Origin of the sequence: Halalkalibacter suaedae (genome assembly GCF_017939705.1) — a bacterium.
Classification (GTDB): domain Bacteria; phylum Bacillota; class Bacilli; order Bacillales; family Bacillaceae_D; genus Halalkalibacter; species Halalkalibacter suaedae.
Genome location: NZ_JAGKSQ010000002.1, coordinates 675,697 through 694,588, shown reverse-complemented (window position 1 = coordinate 694,588; position 18,892 = coordinate 675,697). Strand labels below are relative to the sequence as shown.

20 protein-coding genes, 2 rRNA genes and 1 pseudogene are annotated in these 18,892 nt (G+C 37.7%); 20 read left to right on the top strand and 3 right to left on the bottom strand.

The features are described 5' to 3' along the window. From J7W16_RS07425 to J7W16_RS22155, 3 genes are all read left to right on the top strand, one after another. Nucleotides 1-113: ribosomal RNA gene (locus tag J7W16_RS07425) — 23S ribosomal RNA — on the top strand; the annotation flags it as partial. 105 nt (nt 114-218) lie between these two features. After that, nucleotides 219-334, top strand: a 5S ribosomal RNA gene (gene rrf, locus J7W16_RS07420). A gap of 171 nt (nt 335-505) precedes the next feature. Further along, a complete protein-coding gene (locus tag J7W16_RS22155; RefSeq protein WP_283246029.1) occupies nt 506-637 on the top strand; it encodes a hypothetical protein in 132 nt (43 codons plus the stop codon). A gap of 430 nt (nt 638-1,067) precedes the next feature. On the opposite strand, the gene J7W16_RS07415 is transcribed toward J7W16_RS22155, so the two are convergent. After that, entirely contained in the window at nt 1,068-2,462 is a 1,395-nt protein-coding gene (locus tag J7W16_RS07415) for a L,D-transpeptidase family protein (RefSeq protein WP_210596671.1), read from the bottom strand. A 341-nt stretch (nt 2,463-2,803) separates the two neighbouring features. Here J7W16_RS07415 and J7W16_RS07410 point away from each other — a divergent pair, with 341 nt between their 5' ends. The 7 genes from J7W16_RS07410 to J7W16_RS07380 all read left to right on the top strand — a co-directional run bounded on the left by J7W16_RS07410 (nt 2,804) and on the right by J7W16_RS07380 (nt 8,960). Continuing rightward, nucleotides 2,804-3,358, top strand: a complete 555-nt coding sequence (locus J7W16_RS07410; RefSeq protein ID WP_210596628.1) for an RNA polymerase sigma factor — start codon at nt 2,804-2,806, stop codon at nt 3,356-3,358. Continuing rightward, nucleotides 3,351-4,100 (top strand): hypothetical protein, encoded by a 750-nt coding sequence (locus J7W16_RS07405; RefSeq protein ID WP_210596627.1) that lies wholly within the window; start codon nt 3,351-3,353, stop codon nt 4,098-4,100. The genes J7W16_RS07410 and J7W16_RS07405 overlap by 8 nt, the downstream gene beginning before the upstream one ends. A gap of 1 nt (nt 4,101) precedes the next feature. After that, on the top strand, nt 4,102-4,977 hold the full coding sequence (locus J7W16_RS07400) for an ABC transporter ATP-binding protein (protein WP_210596626.1): 876 nt from the start codon (nt 4,102-4,104) through the stop codon (nt 4,975-4,977). Continuing rightward, complete coding sequence (locus tag J7W16_RS07395; protein WP_210596625.1) at nt 4,977-6,227, top strand: hypothetical protein; 1,251 nt, start codon at nt 4,977-4,979, stop codon at nt 6,225-6,227. Before J7W16_RS07400 ends, J7W16_RS07395 begins: the two co-directional genes overlap by 1 nt. Nucleotides 6,228-6,238: 11 nt before the next feature. Next, nucleotides 6,239-7,381 (top strand): hypothetical protein, encoded by a 1,143-nt coding sequence (locus tag J7W16_RS07390; protein WP_210596624.1) that lies wholly within the window; start codon nt 6,239-6,241, stop codon nt 7,379-7,381. 223 nt (nt 7,382-7,604) lie between these two features. Continuing rightward, nucleotides 7,605-8,477, top strand: coding sequence for an SMP-30/gluconolactonase/LRE family protein (locus J7W16_RS07385; RefSeq protein WP_210596623.1), 873 nt, complete (start codon nt 7,605-7,607; stop codon nt 8,475-8,477). 51 nt (nt 8,478-8,528) lie between these two features. After that, the gene (locus J7W16_RS07380) at nt 8,529-8,960 is read left to right on the top strand and encodes a DMP19 family protein (RefSeq protein ID WP_210596622.1); all 432 of its coding nucleotides are present in this window, start codon (nt 8,529-8,531) and stop codon (nt 8,958-8,960) included. Nucleotides 8,961-9,032: 72 nt separating this feature from the next. On the opposite strand, the gene J7W16_RS07375 is transcribed toward J7W16_RS07380, so the two are convergent. Continuing rightward, nucleotides 9,033-9,293 (bottom strand): spore coat protein, encoded by a 261-nt coding sequence (locus tag J7W16_RS07375; RefSeq protein ID WP_210596670.1) that lies wholly within the window; start codon nt 9,291-9,293, stop codon nt 9,033-9,035. A gap of 245 nt (nt 9,294-9,538) precedes the next feature. Between J7W16_RS07375 and J7W16_RS07370 the strand changes: the two genes are divergently transcribed. The 9 genes and pseudogenes from J7W16_RS07370 (at nt 9,539) to J7W16_RS07330 (ending at nt 15,483) form a co-directional block, all read left to right on the top strand. Further along, nucleotides 9,539-10,024: a GNAT family N-acetyltransferase gene (locus tag J7W16_RS07370; protein WP_210596621.1), complete on the top strand. Its 486-nt coding sequence runs from the start codon at nt 9,539-9,541 to the stop codon at nt 10,022-10,024. Between the two features lie 158 nt (nt 10,025-10,182). Next, nucleotides 10,183-10,671, top strand: a complete 489-nt coding sequence (locus J7W16_RS07365; RefSeq protein ID WP_210596620.1) for a hypothetical protein — start codon at nt 10,183-10,185, stop codon at nt 10,669-10,671. A gap of 102 nt (nt 10,672-10,773) precedes the next feature. Continuing rightward, nucleotides 10,774-10,998: a hypothetical protein gene (locus J7W16_RS07360; RefSeq protein ID WP_210596619.1), complete on the top strand. Its 225-nt coding sequence runs from the start codon at nt 10,774-10,776 to the stop codon at nt 10,996-10,998. Nucleotides 10,999-11,105: 107 nt separating this feature from the next. Next, entirely contained in the window at nt 11,106-11,666 is a 561-nt protein-coding gene (locus tag J7W16_RS07355) for a nucleotidyltransferase family protein (protein ID WP_210596618.1), read from the top strand. A gap of 116 nt (nt 11,667-11,782) precedes the next feature. Next, nucleotides 11,783-12,520: a TspO/MBR family protein gene (locus J7W16_RS07350; protein ID WP_210596617.1), complete on the top strand. Its 738-nt coding sequence runs from the start codon at nt 11,783-11,785 to the stop codon at nt 12,518-12,520. Nucleotides 12,521-12,931: 411 nt separating this feature from the next. Next, nucleotides 12,932-13,837 (top strand): dienelactone hydrolase family protein, encoded by a 906-nt coding sequence (locus J7W16_RS07345; protein ID WP_210596616.1) that lies wholly within the window; start codon nt 12,932-12,934, stop codon nt 13,835-13,837. A 12-nt stretch (nt 13,838-13,849) separates the two neighbouring features. Further along, nucleotides 13,850-14,464, top strand: a complete 615-nt coding sequence (locus J7W16_RS07340; protein WP_210596615.1) for a pectinesterase family protein — start codon at nt 13,850-13,852, stop codon at nt 14,462-14,464. After that, a pseudogene (locus tag J7W16_RS22150) lies at nt 14,362-14,724 on the top strand (pectinesterase family protein); the annotation flags it as partial. The gene J7W16_RS07340 and the pseudogene J7W16_RS22150, both read left to right, overlap by 103 nt. 45 nt (nt 14,725-14,769) lie before the next feature. Beyond that, nucleotides 14,770-15,483 carry a rhamnogalacturonan acetylesterase gene (locus J7W16_RS07330; RefSeq protein WP_210596669.1) on the top strand — a complete coding sequence of 238 codons (714 nt, stop codon included), beginning with the start codon at nt 14,770-14,772 and terminating at the stop codon, nt 15,481-15,483. Nucleotides 15,484-15,772: 289 nt separating this feature from the next. Here J7W16_RS07330 and J7W16_RS07325 read toward each other — a convergent pair whose 3' ends face one another. After that, entirely contained in the window at nt 15,773-17,305 is a 1,533-nt protein-coding gene (locus tag J7W16_RS07325; RefSeq protein WP_210596614.1) for a BCCT family transporter, read from the bottom strand. A 547-nt stretch (nt 17,306-17,852) separates the two neighbouring features. Here J7W16_RS07325 and J7W16_RS07320 point away from each other — a divergent pair. Further along, nucleotides 17,853-18,746: an AraC family transcriptional regulator gene (locus tag J7W16_RS07320; RefSeq protein WP_210596613.1), complete on the top strand. Its 894-nt coding sequence runs from the start codon at nt 17,853-17,855 to the stop codon at nt 18,744-18,746. The last annotated feature ends 146 nt before the right edge of the window (nt 18,747-18,892 follow it).

Below are 18,892 nucleotides of genomic sequence, written 5' to 3'. Positions count from 1 at the left end.
CCCATGGAGTAATCCAGTAAGACCCCTTAGAGATGATGAGGTTGATAGGTCTGGTGTGGAAGCGTGGCGACACGTGGAGCTGACAGATACTAATCGGTCGAGGACTTATCCAATACAATTCTTGATTTGTTTCTTGCGTATTATCTAGTTTTGAGAGAACTATTTCTTTCAATGTGAACTAGGTTCCAACGATGGAACACGAAGTTCAATATACATAGTCTGGTGGCGATAGCAAAGAGGTCACACCCGTTCCCATGCCGAACACGGTCGTTAAGCTCTTTTGCGCCGATGGTAGTTGGGGGCTTCCCCCTGTGAGAGTAGGACGTTGCCGGGCAATCAAGCACAATCCAAATGGGTTGTGCTTTTTATTTTGCATAAAATGAGGAAGGAAACTGTAAAACCGGGGGTTTAGCCTCTTTTTCTGAGTAAATCAAGCTGGTTTCATCGTCAGATAACCACTAAAATCCACCTAAGCCCCTGGATGGTTGATAGTTAAAGACTCTAAATGAATAAACTACCAGTTTATGAGCGAGACAAACCAGATTATGAGCCAAATCAGATGATTTATGAGTGGAAACAACAGGTAAATGAACCGGATTACCACTTAAATGAACCTAAGCCACCGGAAGGGCGATAGAAAAAAAACCTAATTAACTAATTACCAGTTACAAGAGCGAAGTTAGCTAGATCATAAGTGTAAGTCTGCCCTAATAATAAAAAAACACAAGTAGCATGAATGCTACTTGTGCTTCGTCCTTTATCTATTGGCGTGTCCTGTTTTCTAACTTTTATCAACGAATCTACAACTATGATAATCTGGTAAACTGAACGTTCTTTTTCTATCAATTATACAACATAGGTTGAAAGTGGGCTTGAAGTGAACTGCCGAAAATCATTCCAAAGTTGACTGACAAATTTAATTTATACCGATAAAGTAACGAAACTAGGCCTCAGCACTAACTAAGTATCGTTTGATTTTTAAAAAAGCATAGGTATCTCACTACTCATGTATGAATTGAAGTCAAAAAAAAAACAGGAAGTCATCGACTTTTCCTGTTTTTATCTTTTTAGTAAATAACAACTGGATCGTATATTTCTAGATAATCATACACCTTTTTCATTATTTCTGGAGGAACGTTGACACAACCATTTGATCCAGCGTTGAGGTAAGCGTTACTAGACCAATTGCTTCGCCAGGCTGCGTCGTGGAAGCCTTGACCGCTGTTTGTAAATGGTGCCCAGTAGTTTACGTCAATTGAATAATCTTCACCTGTAAGTGTGTATGGAGTACGTTTATAGAGAATGTACCATACGCCTGTTAATGTATCTTGTTGTGTGCTCCTGTCACCGGTCACGACATTTGTCGTTAAGACTAATTGTCCTTCTTTGTAAATCCACATCTTTTGCTCGGCAATTGACACTTCCGCATACGTGGTGCCGATGCCAGCGTTTGAAGTTACGTCATAGCCATAGCCTTCTCCATTCCAGCCATTTCCGATAATATGAGAGGCGGAAATAGATCTATCTCCATTTTGAAAAGCTTCTTTGATCATAGCTGCTTCTTTTTCAACATCAAGTGCCCACCCATACCCTTGACCTTTAACCGAAATAGTTGAATCTGAGGTCGTTTTAAATGTGAGGTCCTTTTCTAATGTTGATTTAGAGTCATTAATGTCGGTTATCTTTTCTTTGATCGTATCTGAGTCGATTACGATGTCCATTTCCTCTGAGAAGGAGGCATTTATAATAAGCTCTTTCGCTTCTAATGGATAGGTTTGATCTTGTATTTGATACTCAATGGTATGCGAAAGAAAATCTTGCCATTTTTTCACTTGGCTTTGGACAATCTCATTGTCTTCTTTAATGGGCTGCAAATACATGGGCTGTAAATGAATCTCACTCGTATACTCGTGTTGATCATATGCCTCCAAAAGGCTGGAAACATCATACTGTTCCCCATCAATGCTTTCAGAAATAGTGATTTCACCATTTTCTACGTGTGCATATGCATCTATAGGTGCTTGTGAATGTTGGTTTATGGAGATAAGTGTTTGTTCGAGCTCATTTCGCAAATCTTCGCTACGATATTGATCCTCTGAACCTGGTTGTAAATAATATTTTTTTTCTTTAGAAGAAGGAAAAAGAGACCATTGATTTTTCATTGTTTTCTTAATTTCAGGCAAGTCTTCCTCTGTAAAGCTCATCTCTGACTCGGTACCTTCTAAAATGAGTTCTTCTCCGATGTAAATATGGTTAGTTAAGCTAGCGGATTGTAATGTTGCCAATGTTTGATCCGCTGTTAGTCCACTTACATCGATGTTATTAATAGAAGTGTTTGAACTGAAATGGGTCAGCTGATACATGCTTATTGCTGAAATAATAAGCACGATAAAAAGGATTATTGCTGCGACTATGACCTTCCAATTTCTGAACCATCTTGTAGATATTTTTTGTGGAGGCATTTGCTCTTCTGTTAATTTCTCATCGTGATCTCCCAATCTATATTCCTCCAAAAAAAGAAATTTCGCCTCTTACTTATATACTTTTATTACCATTTTACTAGGTGTAACGTTTTTATGATATGTCATTGAAACATAGGTTATCACAAAAATACCATATTAAGTAAATTCGGTGAAATTGGACAAGCTAGCAATACTCCTGGGTACTAAACATATTATTTGGAATGTTAGGAAACTAGTAATAAAAAAAATCTATCGTTTTAGTTCATTTTTTAAAACTATTTCTAGGAGTATTACGGATATACTTATAGAGCGATAGATAAATTGTTGAGTATAGGTGAGGTATGGATAAAGAGAAGCGATGGATACGTAAAATTCAGAAAAAAGCAGACAAGCAAGCCGCCAATGATTTAATTTGTAAATACTATAAAGAAATGTATGGGTTTGTCTATAAGCAAACACTTGATGAGCAGTTGTCTCTTGATATCACGCAAGAAATCTTTGTGAATGTTCTTAAGTCTATTGTGAATTATGACGCAAAAAAAGCCTCCTTTCGAACGTGGCTTTACAAGGTCGCATCTAATCGATTAGTTGATTATTATCGATCGAGGAGCTACAAGGATGAACGGATGGTAGAATCGATCGATGAATTTGAAATTGAGGATGAATCAGATTTCACACTTTCGTTTGAGTATAAGGAAGAAGTAGAACAATTGACTGATTTAGTGAATCAACTCGATGCCGCTTCTCAGCATATTATGCGGCTCAAATTATTTGGTGAGTATACCTTCTTGGAAATAGCTCAGATTGAGGGGATCCCTGAATCAACCGTCAAGACGAAATACTATGTCGCACTAAAACAAATTAGAAATGAAATGAGGAGACCTATCAATGGATAAGGAGAAATTTCATATTCCTATGCCCGATGAACAGACGATACAAAGGCAAATTGACGACATTGTTCATGAGACTTCAGCACGAAACTTATCTTTTTTCTCTTTGTTAAAAGAAATGTATGAGCAAATTGGTTTAAAGCATTTGCTATCTGATCGTTCGGAGATGGTATTTATACTTATTTCCATTGTTGTGCTGTTCGGTATTTTCTTATTTAAGCCTGACATGAATGATTATGATCTGTATGGATATCTCTTTTTTGTATCGCCTGTTCTGTTTGTAACGCTATCTCTTTATTCATATTTGAATAAAGTTATGAATGGAACGATGGAGGTTGAGATGACATGTAAATATCATGTGTATCAAATCATCGTCTTTCGGATGCTGGTATTTAGTGTTCTATCGATTCTATTTAATGCATTCACCATTTTACTAATGTCTTTGATTTATAAAGATATTGAGTTTGTCAGAGCTTTTATGATTTCAAACACAGGGTTGTTTCTTTTCTCTATTCTATTTTTATTCGTTATATCAAAACGCGCTTCAGCTGTTGTCGTGGGTGGGATGATGACAGTGTGGACGGTAGGCAATCTGCTTCTTTTGAATTCTGGGCATGTATTGTACCGCGAGCTCCTCCTAACGATGCCGTTAATAATTTATGTGTTCGTTCTTGTTGGAGTCGTTGCTTTTTATTTAGTTTCAGTAAAACATTTTATCCGGTATCAACCAGTTGAGGGGGCTTATTAAGATGATTGTCATCAAAAATGTCAGTAAGAATTACGGGGACTTTTGTGCCTTGAGAGAAATTAATCTTGAGTTGGACAATGGAGTCTACGGTTTGTTGGCACCAAATGGGGCTGGGAAAACGACGTTAATTAAGATGCTAGTAACATTAATATCGCCGAGTGAAGGAGAAATTCTCTATGACGGGAAGAATATTCTTGCTATGGATCAGGAATACCGAGAGTTGCTTGGTTACTTACCCCAGCAATTTGGTTATTACAAAAACTACTCACCTAAGCAATACTTGTTGTATTTAGCTGCGTTAAAAGGATTGAACAAAAAAGAGTCGATTCGCATTATTGAAGATTTATTAGGGAGAGTTGCTTTAAAAGATGTCATGAATAAAAAGATGAGGAAATTTTCAGGGGGGATGATTCAAAGGGTTGGCATAGCCCAAGCCTTATTGAATAACCCGAAAGTTCTCATTCTTGATGAACCTACTGCGGGCTTGGATCCAAAAGAGAGAGCGAGATTCCGAAATATGCTGACAGAACTTTCAAGAGATCGACTCATCATCATCTCGACGCATATTGTTTCAGATGTAGAAAATATCTCAAAAGAAGTGATTATGGTAAAAAATCAGCAACTTCTTTACAAGGAATCGGTTGAAGGCATTTGCCAAACTCTCGAAGGAGCAGTGTACGAATTCAATATTTCTTACGATGAACTAGAAGAATATCGAAAGTCATATCTAATTCTTTCAGAAAAACAAGAATTAGATATGATGAATATTAGATTTATCCATAAGGGACACATGAAAGAGGGTTGGAATTCAGTTAGTCCTGGTCTTGAAGATGTGTTTCTTTATGAATATCGTGATGAAATTGAAGTAGATATGTGATGAGAATCATTTGGTATGAATGTCAAAAAGCGTTCACCTCGCCTGTCATCATTGGACTCATGCTGTTGTTTACGGCGTATAATCTCTTTCTGATTTTTACGCATTCATCTCAATATAAAGAAGAACTAAACGTTGCCAATCAATTGGCAGAAACGTACGGAATAGATATAACCGATGAATCAATGAATCTTTTTCAACAAGATTTAGAAAAGGATCTTGCTAAGTTAAATGAAATGATTCGTAGCGAGAGGGTGACAAGTGCTCATGAATTTCTAAGTCAGGTTTCTTATAAGGAATGGGAGCACTATCGAGATGAGGAACAATCTTTCTTTGTAGATCTACAGCTTAAAGAAATGTACAAACATATGGCCGAAAGCATCGACACCCAATATGAGTCTATTCATTGGGGAAAGTTTGGAGAAGCTGCTACCGCAGGTCTAAGTGGAAGCCTAGCACAAAAGGTAAGAACTGATTATGAAAACATATCAGATCGATTTGATGAGCTCATTGCCAACAATGAACATAAAACATGGTTTTTCTCAGGGGAAACGTACAAGATGCACAGCTTTTTATTTAGGACTTTGTTTGGACATTTGATGTTTGAATTACTAATTATCATTGTTCTGGCAACAAGCTTCATTACCAATTATGAGTTCGAAACGAAAACACATTTAATTACCTATGCCTCAAAAAGGGGGCGGAGGTTAATGAGAGACAAGCTCATTGCATCCTTCCTTACTGCAACTGCATGTATGTTGTTTCTATTTATAAGCACTCTTTGTACATATTTTATTGTATTTGACTACTCACATTTATGGACCAGTTCAATAAGTAGTGCATTAAATTGGGAGTATCAGCTGCCGTATGTGTCTAGATGGCCGATGACCTTTGCAACATTCCTATTATGGAGTATCTGTCTAACGGTTGTTTGTCTGTTCCTCTTTACAGGAATTGCCTTTGTGATAGCGACATTTGTAAGAAATAATTATTTCTCTTTTTTTCTTTTTGCCATTTTCTATGCGGTTGCATTCCTATTGCCAAGTTTCATTTCAACATCGTCATGGCTTCACTATATTGCCTCCTATAATTTGTCTCAACTAACCGTGAACCCGCATATGTTTTTCATGGTTAAAAGAGGTGGGATGTTGTTTCAATATTATGAGTTTACAACCGTGTGTGCCTGGTTCATTTTAACCTTAGCATTAGGGTGGATCGTACTCAAAAGGTTTGAGAAAAAAGACATTTACTAAGGAGAAATTGCATGCAAATTCTATTAAATGAAATAAAGAAAATTTTAAATTGGAAAATGTTAGTGTTGCTAGCTTTCATTAATTGTGTCCTATTCTTCTTGTTTATTGAATTTCACATCACTCATTTTCCGAATGGGCGGCCCAGTTTAGATTCATACCGGGTTGGAATTGAGATGATTGAGAAATACGGGACTTCAATGGAGGAAGAGGATTACCAAGATTTTAAACAATCATACGAAAAGAAAATTGACGAGGCGAATCAATATATTCAGGCAAGGGAGGAATTTGCCAAAGCTGGAATTGAGTCTTATGATGACTTTGTCAGTGGGGATAGGGAACATCAAGACCAAGAAGATCTTCGTTTTAAAGTGATGCATGAGGAACAAAACGATCTCTTTTGGGAACTTCAAGCTCGGAGCAGGTTAATAGAATATCATGATCAAAATGAGTTGAAAGTGGAACATTATTTAGATGGATTCGCAGACTCTTCTCAGGAAGCACGTTTTCAAGCTATTATTAGTTCAGGGAATTACGATGCTTATCCCGAAGTCGTATATTCGAATTATGAAGAATATATAATAAATGTCGCCATCGCGGTGATCTTGAGTGTCGTCTTCATCATATCGCCAGTCTATCTTAAAGATCGCTCTAATCAAGTTGTTCATTTACAATATAGTTCCCAAATAGGAAGAAGGATTTTCAAAATCAAAGCAGCCGCCGCAATTATTAGTGCTTTTATTGTGATCACGGTGTTGATGAGTATTTATTTAGGACTCTATTCGTTTAACAATACAGAGATGTATTTTCAACTGCCGACTCAAGCCTTTATTGCTGTGATGAATTGGTATGATGTCACGTTTTTTCACTATATCGTTTTAACTGTTGTTGGTATCTATGTGATTGCGATGGTGTTCGCTCTATTAGCGATGGCGTTTTCAAGCCTAATGCCGAATTATATTACATTAATCGGTGTTCAAATACCTATCGTGATGGGATTGATTACATATGGACTTGTCTATTTGCTTGCGAACATCATTGATATTAGACTGCAGCAATGGTTTATACCAGCTATGTATTGTTTTATAATAGGAACTAGTTTCTTCTTGATATGCTTTCTTTGGAAGCGTGAAAAGGAAAAGGATATTATATTATAATTTAAAAATTGAGCCTGACCCTAGTTATCAGTAACTGTTAAGGGGGTCAGGCACTTTATTTTTCTAAGAGAAGAGTTGATAACAAAGTGGGAGCATTGGTTAGTTTTAATGCTTTGATGTATAAAAGAGGAATTAATTCAGAAACGAAGAATGTTTACAGTAGTAATTATTTAAAAAATGAAGGTCCTTATCTGGAAACTAACTATATAATCGGAGTGATCATATGATTGGAAAAGTTGAGCTAGTCTTAGATAACAAAGCGTTGCTAGGCGAAGGCCCATGCTGGACAAACAATCAACTGTATTGGGTTGATATTAAGAGCAAACAGGTTTGTATATATAACCCAGAAACAAAGAGTCACAGGAAAATACAGTTTGAGCAAGCCGTCAGTGCCATTGTTCCAAGGACAGAAACCGAAGCGATTATCGTGTTAGAGGATGGTTTTTATTTGTTGGATGTTGAAACCGAGGAGCTTTCATTACTGAAACATGTCGAAGCTGACATACCGACGAACCGCTTTAATGACGGGAAATGTGACCCGTTCGGACGTTTTTGGGCAGGAACAATGGAGAAGGATGGCAAAGACAAACAAGCTGCACTCTATTGCTTAGACACAGACGGAAAGCTTTCGAAGAAGCTAGACAACGTAGGCATCTCAAACGGTCTCGATTGGTCGATTGACCAGACGAAATTCTTCTATATTGATACGTTAACGAAAAAGGTTGCTCGGTTTGATTATGAGATCGAAACGGGAACCATTTCTAACCGAACGGATATTATAGATTTTGAACAAGAAAAAGGCATGCCAGATGGGATGACGATTGATGCTGAAGGGATGCTTTGGATTGCACATTGGGCAGGATCAAAGGTTTCAAGATGGAACCCTCATACCGGAACGAAGCTATCCGAGATTGAAGTACCAGCCTTGAATATTACTTCCTGTGCTTTTGGAGGTCCCGATTTAGACGAACTTTATATTACAACAGCGAGTGTAGGTATGACGGACGATCAAGCATTACAGTTTCCGCTTGCTGGCGGATTGTTTAAAGTACGGACGAATGTTAGAGGACTTAGGAGTAACCATTTTAAAGGTTGATCGGATATGACTTAAATGAAGGATATGAAGCTGAATTGGTGAGGTGAGCCGATGAATAAGGTAGAGATTTGGAATTTCATGGTTGAGACTTTAAGTCAAGTAGATCTAATGTCAGCAAATGAGAAGGACCATGAAGCAGCCCTTGTCTATCATTTCTATTCAGAGGTGGAAAGTGGCGGACATGAGGGTCTCTTGAATTGGTTGTCAGATTACATTGAGAAGGTTGGAAGCACTAAGTATTTTGAAGACTTAAGTCAGTATCTTGAGAAGATAGATGCTAGTGAATACGCTGTAATTGAGAGGACATACGGTGAACAATTGTGGAAGCTTTTTAAGGCATTGGAAGCGGATGAAAAAAAGGAAGATGCATTCTATGAAGTAATTCAAAAAGCAGATGAAGCCTACTATGCCTTAGAAGGTAAGCTAGAAAAACGGCTTGAAGCGTATTTTTCTCAGATATACGTTATGTATTTAAAGCAGTAGAATGTAGAGAAAACTAAAATACGTAGTAGAGCACTGAAGAGTTCATCTTCAGTGCTCTATTTTTAAAACTTATTAGTAATAAGGATAATAAGGATAAGGATAAGGGTACGGATATGGTGGATATGGATAGCCATAGACTGGTCTTGGAGTTAATAATGCTCCTGCAGCTAAACCTGTTAAAAAAGGCAAACCAAATGGATAACGATTACCATAGCCAGGGCGACCAAAACCGGGGCGACCGAAACCAGGACGACCGAAACCAGGACGGCCAAACCCTGCACCATAACCTAATCCGAATCGCTGATCTGTTGATACGTGATCTTGATTGTTTATTGAATACACTGCTTCTCCTCCTCACTTCATGATACTGAAGTATATGCAGGCTTAGGTGAATGTTCTTGGGCATATGACTAATGGTTGTAAAAAAAGTAGGGCATTTATTCACATACATCATTTGCTTTGATTGTTTAATGTTTTGTTATAATTGGAAGTGGTGAGCAAGCATTAGGTCAAAGCTGATTTTATGACATTTGCAAACTGTCACCGTATACATACTTAGAAGAAATTGGAGGATACTCATGCGTATTCGTGAAATAGAAGAAAAAGATAACAAAACTATGGAGCAAATTATTAAACGCTCCTTAGAATCATTTGATTTAGACATTCCAGGAACAGCCTATTTTGACCCACAATTGAGCTGTTTATCCGAATTTTATCACCAACAATCAAATGCAAATTACTGGGTAGCAGTGAATGAACAGGATATCGTAGTAGGCGGTGTCGGAATTGCACCATTTGGAGAAATGGCGGGGATATGCGAGCTACAAAAACTGTACATCACCCCTGAGGTACAAGGGATAGGTCTGTCGAAGGAGCTGATGCGAGTAGCCCTCGATTACGCTAAAAGGTATTATACCCATTGTTATTTAGAAACGTTAACGAAACTAGAAGTGGCGAATCACCTCTACGGCAAATTAGGTTTCCAGAAACTTGACCGAGCCTTAGATGGTTCAGAGCACAATGCAATGGATGCGTGGTATTTAAAGAAATTAACAAATGATTAACGCCTCACATCCTTAGTTGAATCAAAACGTGAAAACGTCAATTTAAATCAACATTCCTTCAGCAAGGGATGTTTTTTTATGTTAATTTAATGGAAATTAATGTTAAAATAAAACGGTGGTTTTATTTATTAAGGAAACTCTTTTAGGGGTGATATGTTTTGAAGGACTTCTTTTTATTAGTTTCTCTAATTTTTCTTATGGTGGGATGCACCCAGGATAATCCTCAATGGTATAAAACGAAGGAAGATGCGATTAAATATGGATTGGAGCAAGAGAGTTCAAATTCGATTTTGTTAGCTGTTGAAGAATATAAAGATGAAACGATCGTTTTCTTTGAACAAGATCAAGCGTTAGGTGTTGCTAGTATCACAGATAGTGAAAAGGGGTTTAGTTGGTATAGAGACCAACCACTAACCGGTTTTGAGAGTGATAGTTCTTATTCAACTGCTAGATTTGAGAGCGAGACGAAGCAGGGGACAAAGGTGCCTATTCTAGCAGGAAAGGCGTTTGATCATAATATCACCAAAATAAGAATACCTGGTGGGAACAATGAAAAAATACTAAGAATAACTGATAACTCTCGTTTATTTTATAGCGTTAATGACCTTCCTGTTGATTCTGATAAAATGATTCCTATTGTGGAGTAAGTATAAAAAGTATTTCCGGAGCGGTGTCCACACACTAGTTATCTTTTGTTGAAACATGAATATTTAAGGGTTTTCTAAAAAAATAGATTCGGGGGTGAGACTGTGGTTTTGAAAAAAGCGACGAAATACGATGATTTAATTGCATTGCTAATATCAGTTATTTTTGCTCGATATCTAGGGAGAGACGTTTTAGGTTTGACAATTGATTTAGATCATATCTTTCTTTCTTCTTTAATGGTTTTGTTATTTATCATCTTATTTTACTATCTAACCAAAGTCATTATTTCATTTTCTATTAATATCGCAACTAAACGGTTAAGAAATTAAGTATTGAGAGCGATTCAATACACAGAAGATTTGCAAGTGCACAATTAGGGTTTGTCATATTGACAACCCTTTTTCAGCTAATATCAACGAAATGGCAGGGGATTACTATGCTAAAAACATTATCTATAATCGGCGAGAGAATAAATAATAACAATATCACTTGGGGAGTTGGTGGTTCACTTCTACTTAGTTTCTATAACATCATTGATAAACCTAACGATATAGATATTTTGGTAGATGAAAGAAATGCAATCAAGCTAAATGCAATAATGTCATCAATCGGGAAACCGAAAGAGGCATTAAGTTCTGATCCATTTCGAACCAAGAGTTTCTCTAAGTATAAAATTAATGAAACTGATATTGATGTCATGGCTGGTTTTGCAATACAACATGAAGAAGGGATTTATATGCTCTCGCTACAACAGGAATCTATTGTAACTCACAAAAAAATAAATGGAGTGGATATTCCTTTGTGTTCACTAGAAGATTGGTATATCCTCTATTGGTTAATTCCAAGCAAACAAGAAAAAGCGTTGCTCATTGAAAGGTATTTGAGGACTAATGGAATAGAGTATCCGCAATTGTTAGAGGAAGCACTGAAACAGTCGTTACCTATTGAAGTGAAAGAAAGAGCAGCAAGCTTGCTAAGCTACCATAAAAGAACGTAATTTATAACATTTTCTGTGAGAAGCGTCGACGTATGTTCAAATTGATAACATAATCTCCTAAATAATCGGGTAGAGGGAGGAATAGGATAATTATAGATAAAAAAGGAGTGTTTATCATGAATCGTCGTTTAGCGATCATTAATGCCATTGCACTTGTTGCAGTCTTAATCGTGAACTATTTATCAAATACAATACCAATCAACGGACAAACAGCTGGGGAGATCTCGGATCGTCTTGGAGTGATGTTTACACCTGCTGGTTATGTTTTTGCAATATGGGGACTTGTTTACCTATTACTCATCGTTTGGGTAGGTGCACAATTTTTCTCGAAAACAAAAAACAATCCCATTTATGAGCGAGTCAGCTATTGGTTTGTCATTAGCTGTACCCTTAACATTGCTTGGCTGCTTTTATTCCATTATGAGTATTTTAATTTAACACTTATTGCGATGATCGGACTATTACTGAGCTTAATTGTTATTTATATACGGATTGATAGGATGACAGGTCCTTCATTATTTAGACTGCCTTTCTCCGTCTATCTTGGTTGGGTGTCAGTCGCCACGATTGTTAATGTCGGGATTGTCTTAACCGTGAATGAGGTTAGTACATTTGGTATCGCACCGGAAATTTGGACTGCCTTCCTTTTGATTGTTGCTGCAGCATTAGCGATTTGGTTTATGATCTTTAATCGTGATCTCGTCTATCCACTAGTGTTTATTTGGGCCTTAATCGGCATTGCGGTCGAACGTTCAGAATATCCTATTATCGTCTATACTGCTTGGGCAATGATAGCATTGATTATCATTGTATGGATTATCCGATTGATTAAGAAACGATTAGTAAAAGAGTAAAGTAATTCAATAGGATGGGAACGGGTTGAAGTTCTAATGTGACAATTTCTCTTACGTGGGTAACAAATCTAGGTGAATACGATGAGACAATTAGTTTTTCAGAGAATAAGTAAAGTTCTCTTTTCTTATTTAAATGACTAGCATTCCTTTAACAAGGGATGCTTCTTTTGATGCTTTTCAATAATTAAACGAGCAAGAATATGAACAACTGTCAGTTTAAAAAGACCTTCTTATGAGCGCCTTGTCCTAAATGGTAGGTTGAATGCTTTATTGACATAAATTAGAAAAAATTCTTATAATAGTAGGTAATGTAAGCGTTTTAAATTATGGGGCTAGTCGACATAATCAAGTTACAGTTCATAGCCGAATCTGAAAAGTTAATTATAGATATGGAAGGATGATAACCCCACTATGGACATACATTCTCGCCGAAAAAAGCTCTTCGAATTGCTAGGTGATGTACCAGATCGTACTCGTGATATCCAAGCAAGGAAAATAAACGACCAGCTCATTGACTCCTATGTTCTTGAGGAATTAGTGTTGGACTTGAATGGTCTAGAACAAGTGCCAGCCTATTTTGTAAAACCTGCTAACTGCGAAAAAGAATTACCTACGGTGATATTTAACCATTCGCACGGAGGACAATTTCACATTGGTAAAACAGAGTTAGTGAAAAGTAGTGACTATCTTCAATCTGTGTCTTATGCAAAACAGTTAACAGACTTAGGGTATGGTGTGATCTGTATCGATGCGTGGGGATTTGGTGATCGTCGAGGAAAGAGCGAAAGTGAACTATTTAAGGAAATGCTTTGGAATGGGCAAGTAATGTGGGGCATGATGGTGTACGATAGCATGCGTGTGGTGGACTATCTCCATACAAGAGAGGATGTTGATTCAACTAGATTAGCCACTGTTGGTATGTCAATGGGTGGGTTAATGGCTTGGTGGTTAGCTGCACTTGATGAGCGAGTGGGTGTTTGTATCGATATTTGTGCACAAGTTGACGCAGACTCGTTAATCCGGGCACGGGGATTAGATTTTCATGGATTGTATTCCTATGTTCCGAAGCTACTAAACTATTTTCAAACAGCAGATATTCAACAATGTATAACTCCCCGTCCACATTTAAGTTTAGTCGGTAACCATGACCGCCTCACTCCTGTTGAAGGTTTTCTTCGCATTGACGAGCAGTTGTCAAAGTACTATCAAGAAATAGGTCATTCTGAGAAGTGGAAAATGCTTCGGTTTGGATGCGGGCATATTGAGACAGCAGAAATGCGGGCGGAGGTTTGTTCCTTTTTACAAGCATATGTATAGGAGGGTCCTGAAATGATTGTCGCAAAGGACGGTAGTGGAGACTTTCGAACGATTCAAGCAGCGGTCAATTCGTTACCGAAGGACAGTTCTGATCCTGTCCATATCTTTGTAAAAGCAGGAGTTTACAAGGAAAAGGTAGTGATTGATCGCTCGAACCTCACGTTAGAAGGAACAGCAAGAGATAAAGTGAAAATAACATATGATGATTATGCGTTAATGAAGGATGAGAATGGCAGACCAATCGGAACTTTTGCAACGGCAACCGCCTTGTTCATTGGTAACGATTTTACTGCCAAGAACATCATATTTGAAAACTCAGCAGGGAGTGGGTCCATTGTCGGTCAAGCGGTTGCTGCGTATGTAGATGCGGATCAAATGACATTTGAAAATTGTTCATTTTTAGGGCAGCAAGATACACTTTTTCTTGCACCTTTACCACCAAAGCCACTAAAAGGAGAGTCATTCGGTGGTCCTCGTGATGGACTTGAGGGTAAAGTGAGAAGAAGTATTTTTACAACTGTTACATTGAGGGTGATGTCGATTTCATTTTCGGTTCGGGAACCGCTCTGTTTGAGGAATGTAATATTGTTAGCCTTAACCGGGATGCAGATCCAAATGGCTACATAACCGCAGCCTCAACGCTAGAGAGTGATCCGTTTGGGTTCGTTTTTTATAATTGCCGGTTAACGAGCACAGCAGCAGCAAATACCGTTTATTTAGGAAGACCATGGCGTGATTTTGCAAAAACTGTTTTCTTGAATTGCTGGATGGGGGAGCATATCAAAAAGGAAGGCTGGCATAATTGGGGAAAGCCGGAAGCGGAAACGACAGCATTTTATGCGGAAGTTGACAGTTATGGTCCTGGTGGACATAAGGAAAATAGAGTGAAGTGGGCTCGGCAACTAACTGAGGAAGAGGTTGAAATTGATATGATGAAGGAATTTATTAATAATCAAAGTAAACGAGCCGGAGATAATAGTGCGACGATCAAGATCTACTTAGCTGGCGATTCAACAGTTGAAGATGTTGCAGAAGAATTAGGAAATCATCAAGGCTGGGGACAGCAACTACCACAATTTTTCTCTAGTGAAGTGAACGTAATAAATAAAGCAAAAGGTGGTCGCAGTACGAAAAGCTTTATTGATGAAGGAAGATTACTGGAGCTTGAGCATGCCCTTAGCAAAGATGATTATCTCTTTATTCAATTCGGACATAATGATCAAAAGTTAGAAGACCCAACAAGAGGAACTGAGCCATGGGGTATGTATCAAACGAACCTGACATTGTATATTGAAACAGCACAAAAACAAGGTGCGAAACCAATTCTTATTACCCCTGTAAGTCGCAGGTTTTTTGCTGATGGTGAACTCGTTCGGACACTGGGTGAGTACCCTAATGCGATGAAAGAACTTGCTAAAAAATTAGAGGTCCCACTAATTGATCTGCTGGAAAAATCACGCGAACTCTATACCGAGTTAGGGGAAGAAAAGACAAAACAGCTCTTTGCCTGGTATCAACGAACCGGCGAAACAACACCGCCTGATAATACTCATTTTAGCGAGTATGGTGCGTTGAAGATAGCGGAGCTTGTTGTAGAGGGGATAGATGAATTAGGTTTGGATTTATCTGATTATATTGTTAGGTAAGAATGAGGTTTGTCTAGCTTTTTTTACAAAAAAAAGAGACTGGGAAATAGAGTGTCTAACTGAAATACCGAACAAAGCAATCACGCAGCGGATGAAATATACGTAGACTCCTGCGGGATGATAAAGCCAAAGGTGAGACCCCGCAGTAGCGAAGCGTGCGAGGAGGCTCACCGGCTTCCCGCGGAAAGCGAAGTATATTTCAGGAGCGATTTACGTCCGCCATCTAAGAGAGTTCGGATTTTATTTTAGTTAAATCACTTTTGTCCCAGGCTCTTATCTTTACTAACACTTATTTCCTAGATTCAACAGAAAGCTCTTTAGCCATCTGCTTCACTATTTTCGGTGCACTCCATAGTGGTGGTAGGAGCAATATTGAAACAGGTACTGCCGTGACGACAATGAAGTTCTGCAATGCCTGTATACTTCCTTCACCAATTGTTAGTAGTACGACCGTTAACATACCAAATAATACGACCCAGAAAACTCTCATCCATTTTTGTGGATGTTCTGTTCCTTGTAAGGTGACTGCTACTGTATAGGAGATGGAATCAACGGTTGTCGAGACAAACACGATACTAACGATTAAGAACCCAACAGCCATCCATAATCCCATTGGTAGTTGGTCCATAATTGCCATTACGGTCGCGGGCATTCCGCCATCAGCTAATGGACCTGAAATGGAACCAGGATTTTTGAGCTCATGAGATAACCCAGTACCGCCAACAATGGCAAACCAGAAATTACTAACCAACGGAGCGATAATAGATACCGCTACAATAAGCTCTCTAACTGTACGACCTCGCGATATTTTGCTTATGAAAATCGCCATCATTGGAGCATACCCAAGGAACCAGCCCCAGAAAAATACAGTCCAATAACCAAGCCAAGCTTGATCTGCACGATATAAATTCATTTCGAAAAAATGCTGTAGTTGAAAAGCTTGGGCACCAATGAAAGAGTCTATTAAAAACATCGTTGGGCCAATGATGAGAATGATTGCTGCTAATAACACAACGAATATAATATTTAAACGACTTAAGAACTGAATCCCTTTGTCCACACCACTTGCTACGGATATAGCAGCAATAAGAATGAGGGCTCCAACAACGATCATATTTGTTGCTAGCGTATTTGGAATACCGAATAAAAAATGCAGACCATACCCAATTTGCAGACCTAAAAATCCGATCGGTCCCATTGTTCCTGCAGCTACTGCAATAATTGAAACGATATCGGCTGTTGAACCGATAATACTTTTATGAAATATTTTCTCACCGAAAATAGGATATAAAATGGCACGTGGTTTAAGTGGATATCCCTTATGATAATGTGCATACATGAGGACAATGGTTGTTAATGTACCTAAACAAGCCCAAGCTAGAAAGCCCCAGTGTACAAAGCTTTGGGCTAAAGCCGGTATGATCGCCTCTAGCGGTGTCATCCCATCGCTTTCAAACAACGGTGGCGTTGTAACAAAGTGATAGATTGGCTCTGATGCAGCCCAAAATACACCACCACTAGCTAGAAGTGTACATAGAATCATCGAAATCCAACGGAAATAACCATTCTCAGGTTTCTCCATTTTACCTAGTTTCAGATTACCGTATTTTGAAAAAGCTAAAATAATACCGATCACAAAGTTTCCTAGTAATAATAACTGCCAATACGCACCAAAAAAGGTAACTGACCAATTGAAGGATTCAGTTACCCACCCCTCAACCTTCCCAATATCAATTAGTGAAATAATGACAAAGAGGAATAAAAATCCTCCACTAACAGCAAATGTCGTCCAATCTGTTTTTACATTCTTTCTTATATTCATTCTTTTCCTCCTAGAAATTATAACGAAGCGAGTTCGTTCTTTTTTTTAACCTAGCTTCTTGAGGAAAAGACTACGGAACGGAGGGGCCACTTGCTGTCTTTCTAAACCGGATGCACCTACTATAATCGTCTAAGATAATTTCACCTACCTCTCTATTTCTTATATTTAGTTTAATCTCTTCATTAGATGAATGTAATAGATTAATATTATAGTGATAAAATTAATCTCAGTCAAATAACTTTATATTGTAAGTGAGTTTATATTATGGAAAGCAGTTAAAGAATGGTTAAGCGTTGATAATACTGCTAAGGGATAATATGCGGGTACTTGAGGTACTTCGTGAGCATATTAAGCGAGAAGTATGCTCGACATGCACGAGCAGACACTTCCTGAGTTTTTGACAGTTGAAAATTTCGCCGGCTTTTTTATTTCTGAGGTGGAAAAGGTTTTAGGAAAAGCATCTTAATGATTTACATAGAATATAATTAAAACAAATAGGGATTAGAATAGAAGAATGAAAACAACATGCTTGTATTAGGAGGTTATAATGGGTTCTTATCGTTTGTATCAACGGGAATTGTTACAAAAGGAGTACCACCCAACTGTTTCTGCCTATTACTTTAAGACATGGGAAACCTTTCAAATGGATTATCACACTCATGATGACTTAGAAATTATGTATGTGATTGAGGGGAAATGTACAGTTTTAATTAGGGACAAACTCATTTCAATGAAAAAAGGCGATTTCGTCTTACTTGATGCCAATTTAGAGCACCAATTGGTTGTCGAACAACATGCTCCTTGCCGGATGTTAAACATCGAACTATCATTTGTTGAAAAGCAAGGAATGTTTCCTTCCATAAAAGAACTAGCTAGTAAAAGTAAGCGCTTAAGTGAATTGTCGACATTCAGTCAGTCCTATCTTGTATTAAAGGATTCAAATGAAATCTTCCATACGTTGAAAAATCTTGTCCTTGAACTAGATAAGAAGGAAGAGGAAAGAGATATGATGGTTCAACTACATCTGTCTCAGTTGTTAATACAGATTTGCAGAATCATTATTGATGAAAAGGAGAAACAAATTGAACATCAGCAGACGAACGTCTATTTAAAGAAGGTCATCGAGTTTATTCACCATCATTATGATTGTGATCTGAAGATGAAGGAGATAGGGGAGGCTGTCAATCTTCATCCTGGTTATCTTCATCGAATTTTTAAAAAGCACTTCAATATGACGGTTATGGAATACTTAACTAATTTACGGATAGAAAAAGCCAAAATGCTATTAGCTGATACTGACATTCCTATTATCGAAATTTCTTCCTTTGTGGGTATTAATAGCCGTCAATACTTTAGCTTACTGTTTAAAAAACATACGCAGTATTCACCACACCAATACCGAAAATTAGTCGAACAAAACATACTTAAACATAGCGAATAAGCTGAAATTTTAAGAAGATAACGGGGCAACTAATTGTTGCTCTTTTTTTGTTAGTTTTAAAAGAAGTTAAAATATTATACAAAATTTTAACATTTAGGTTACATCTTTGAAAACGTTTACAATGATCTTTTGGTAATGTTGAAGTA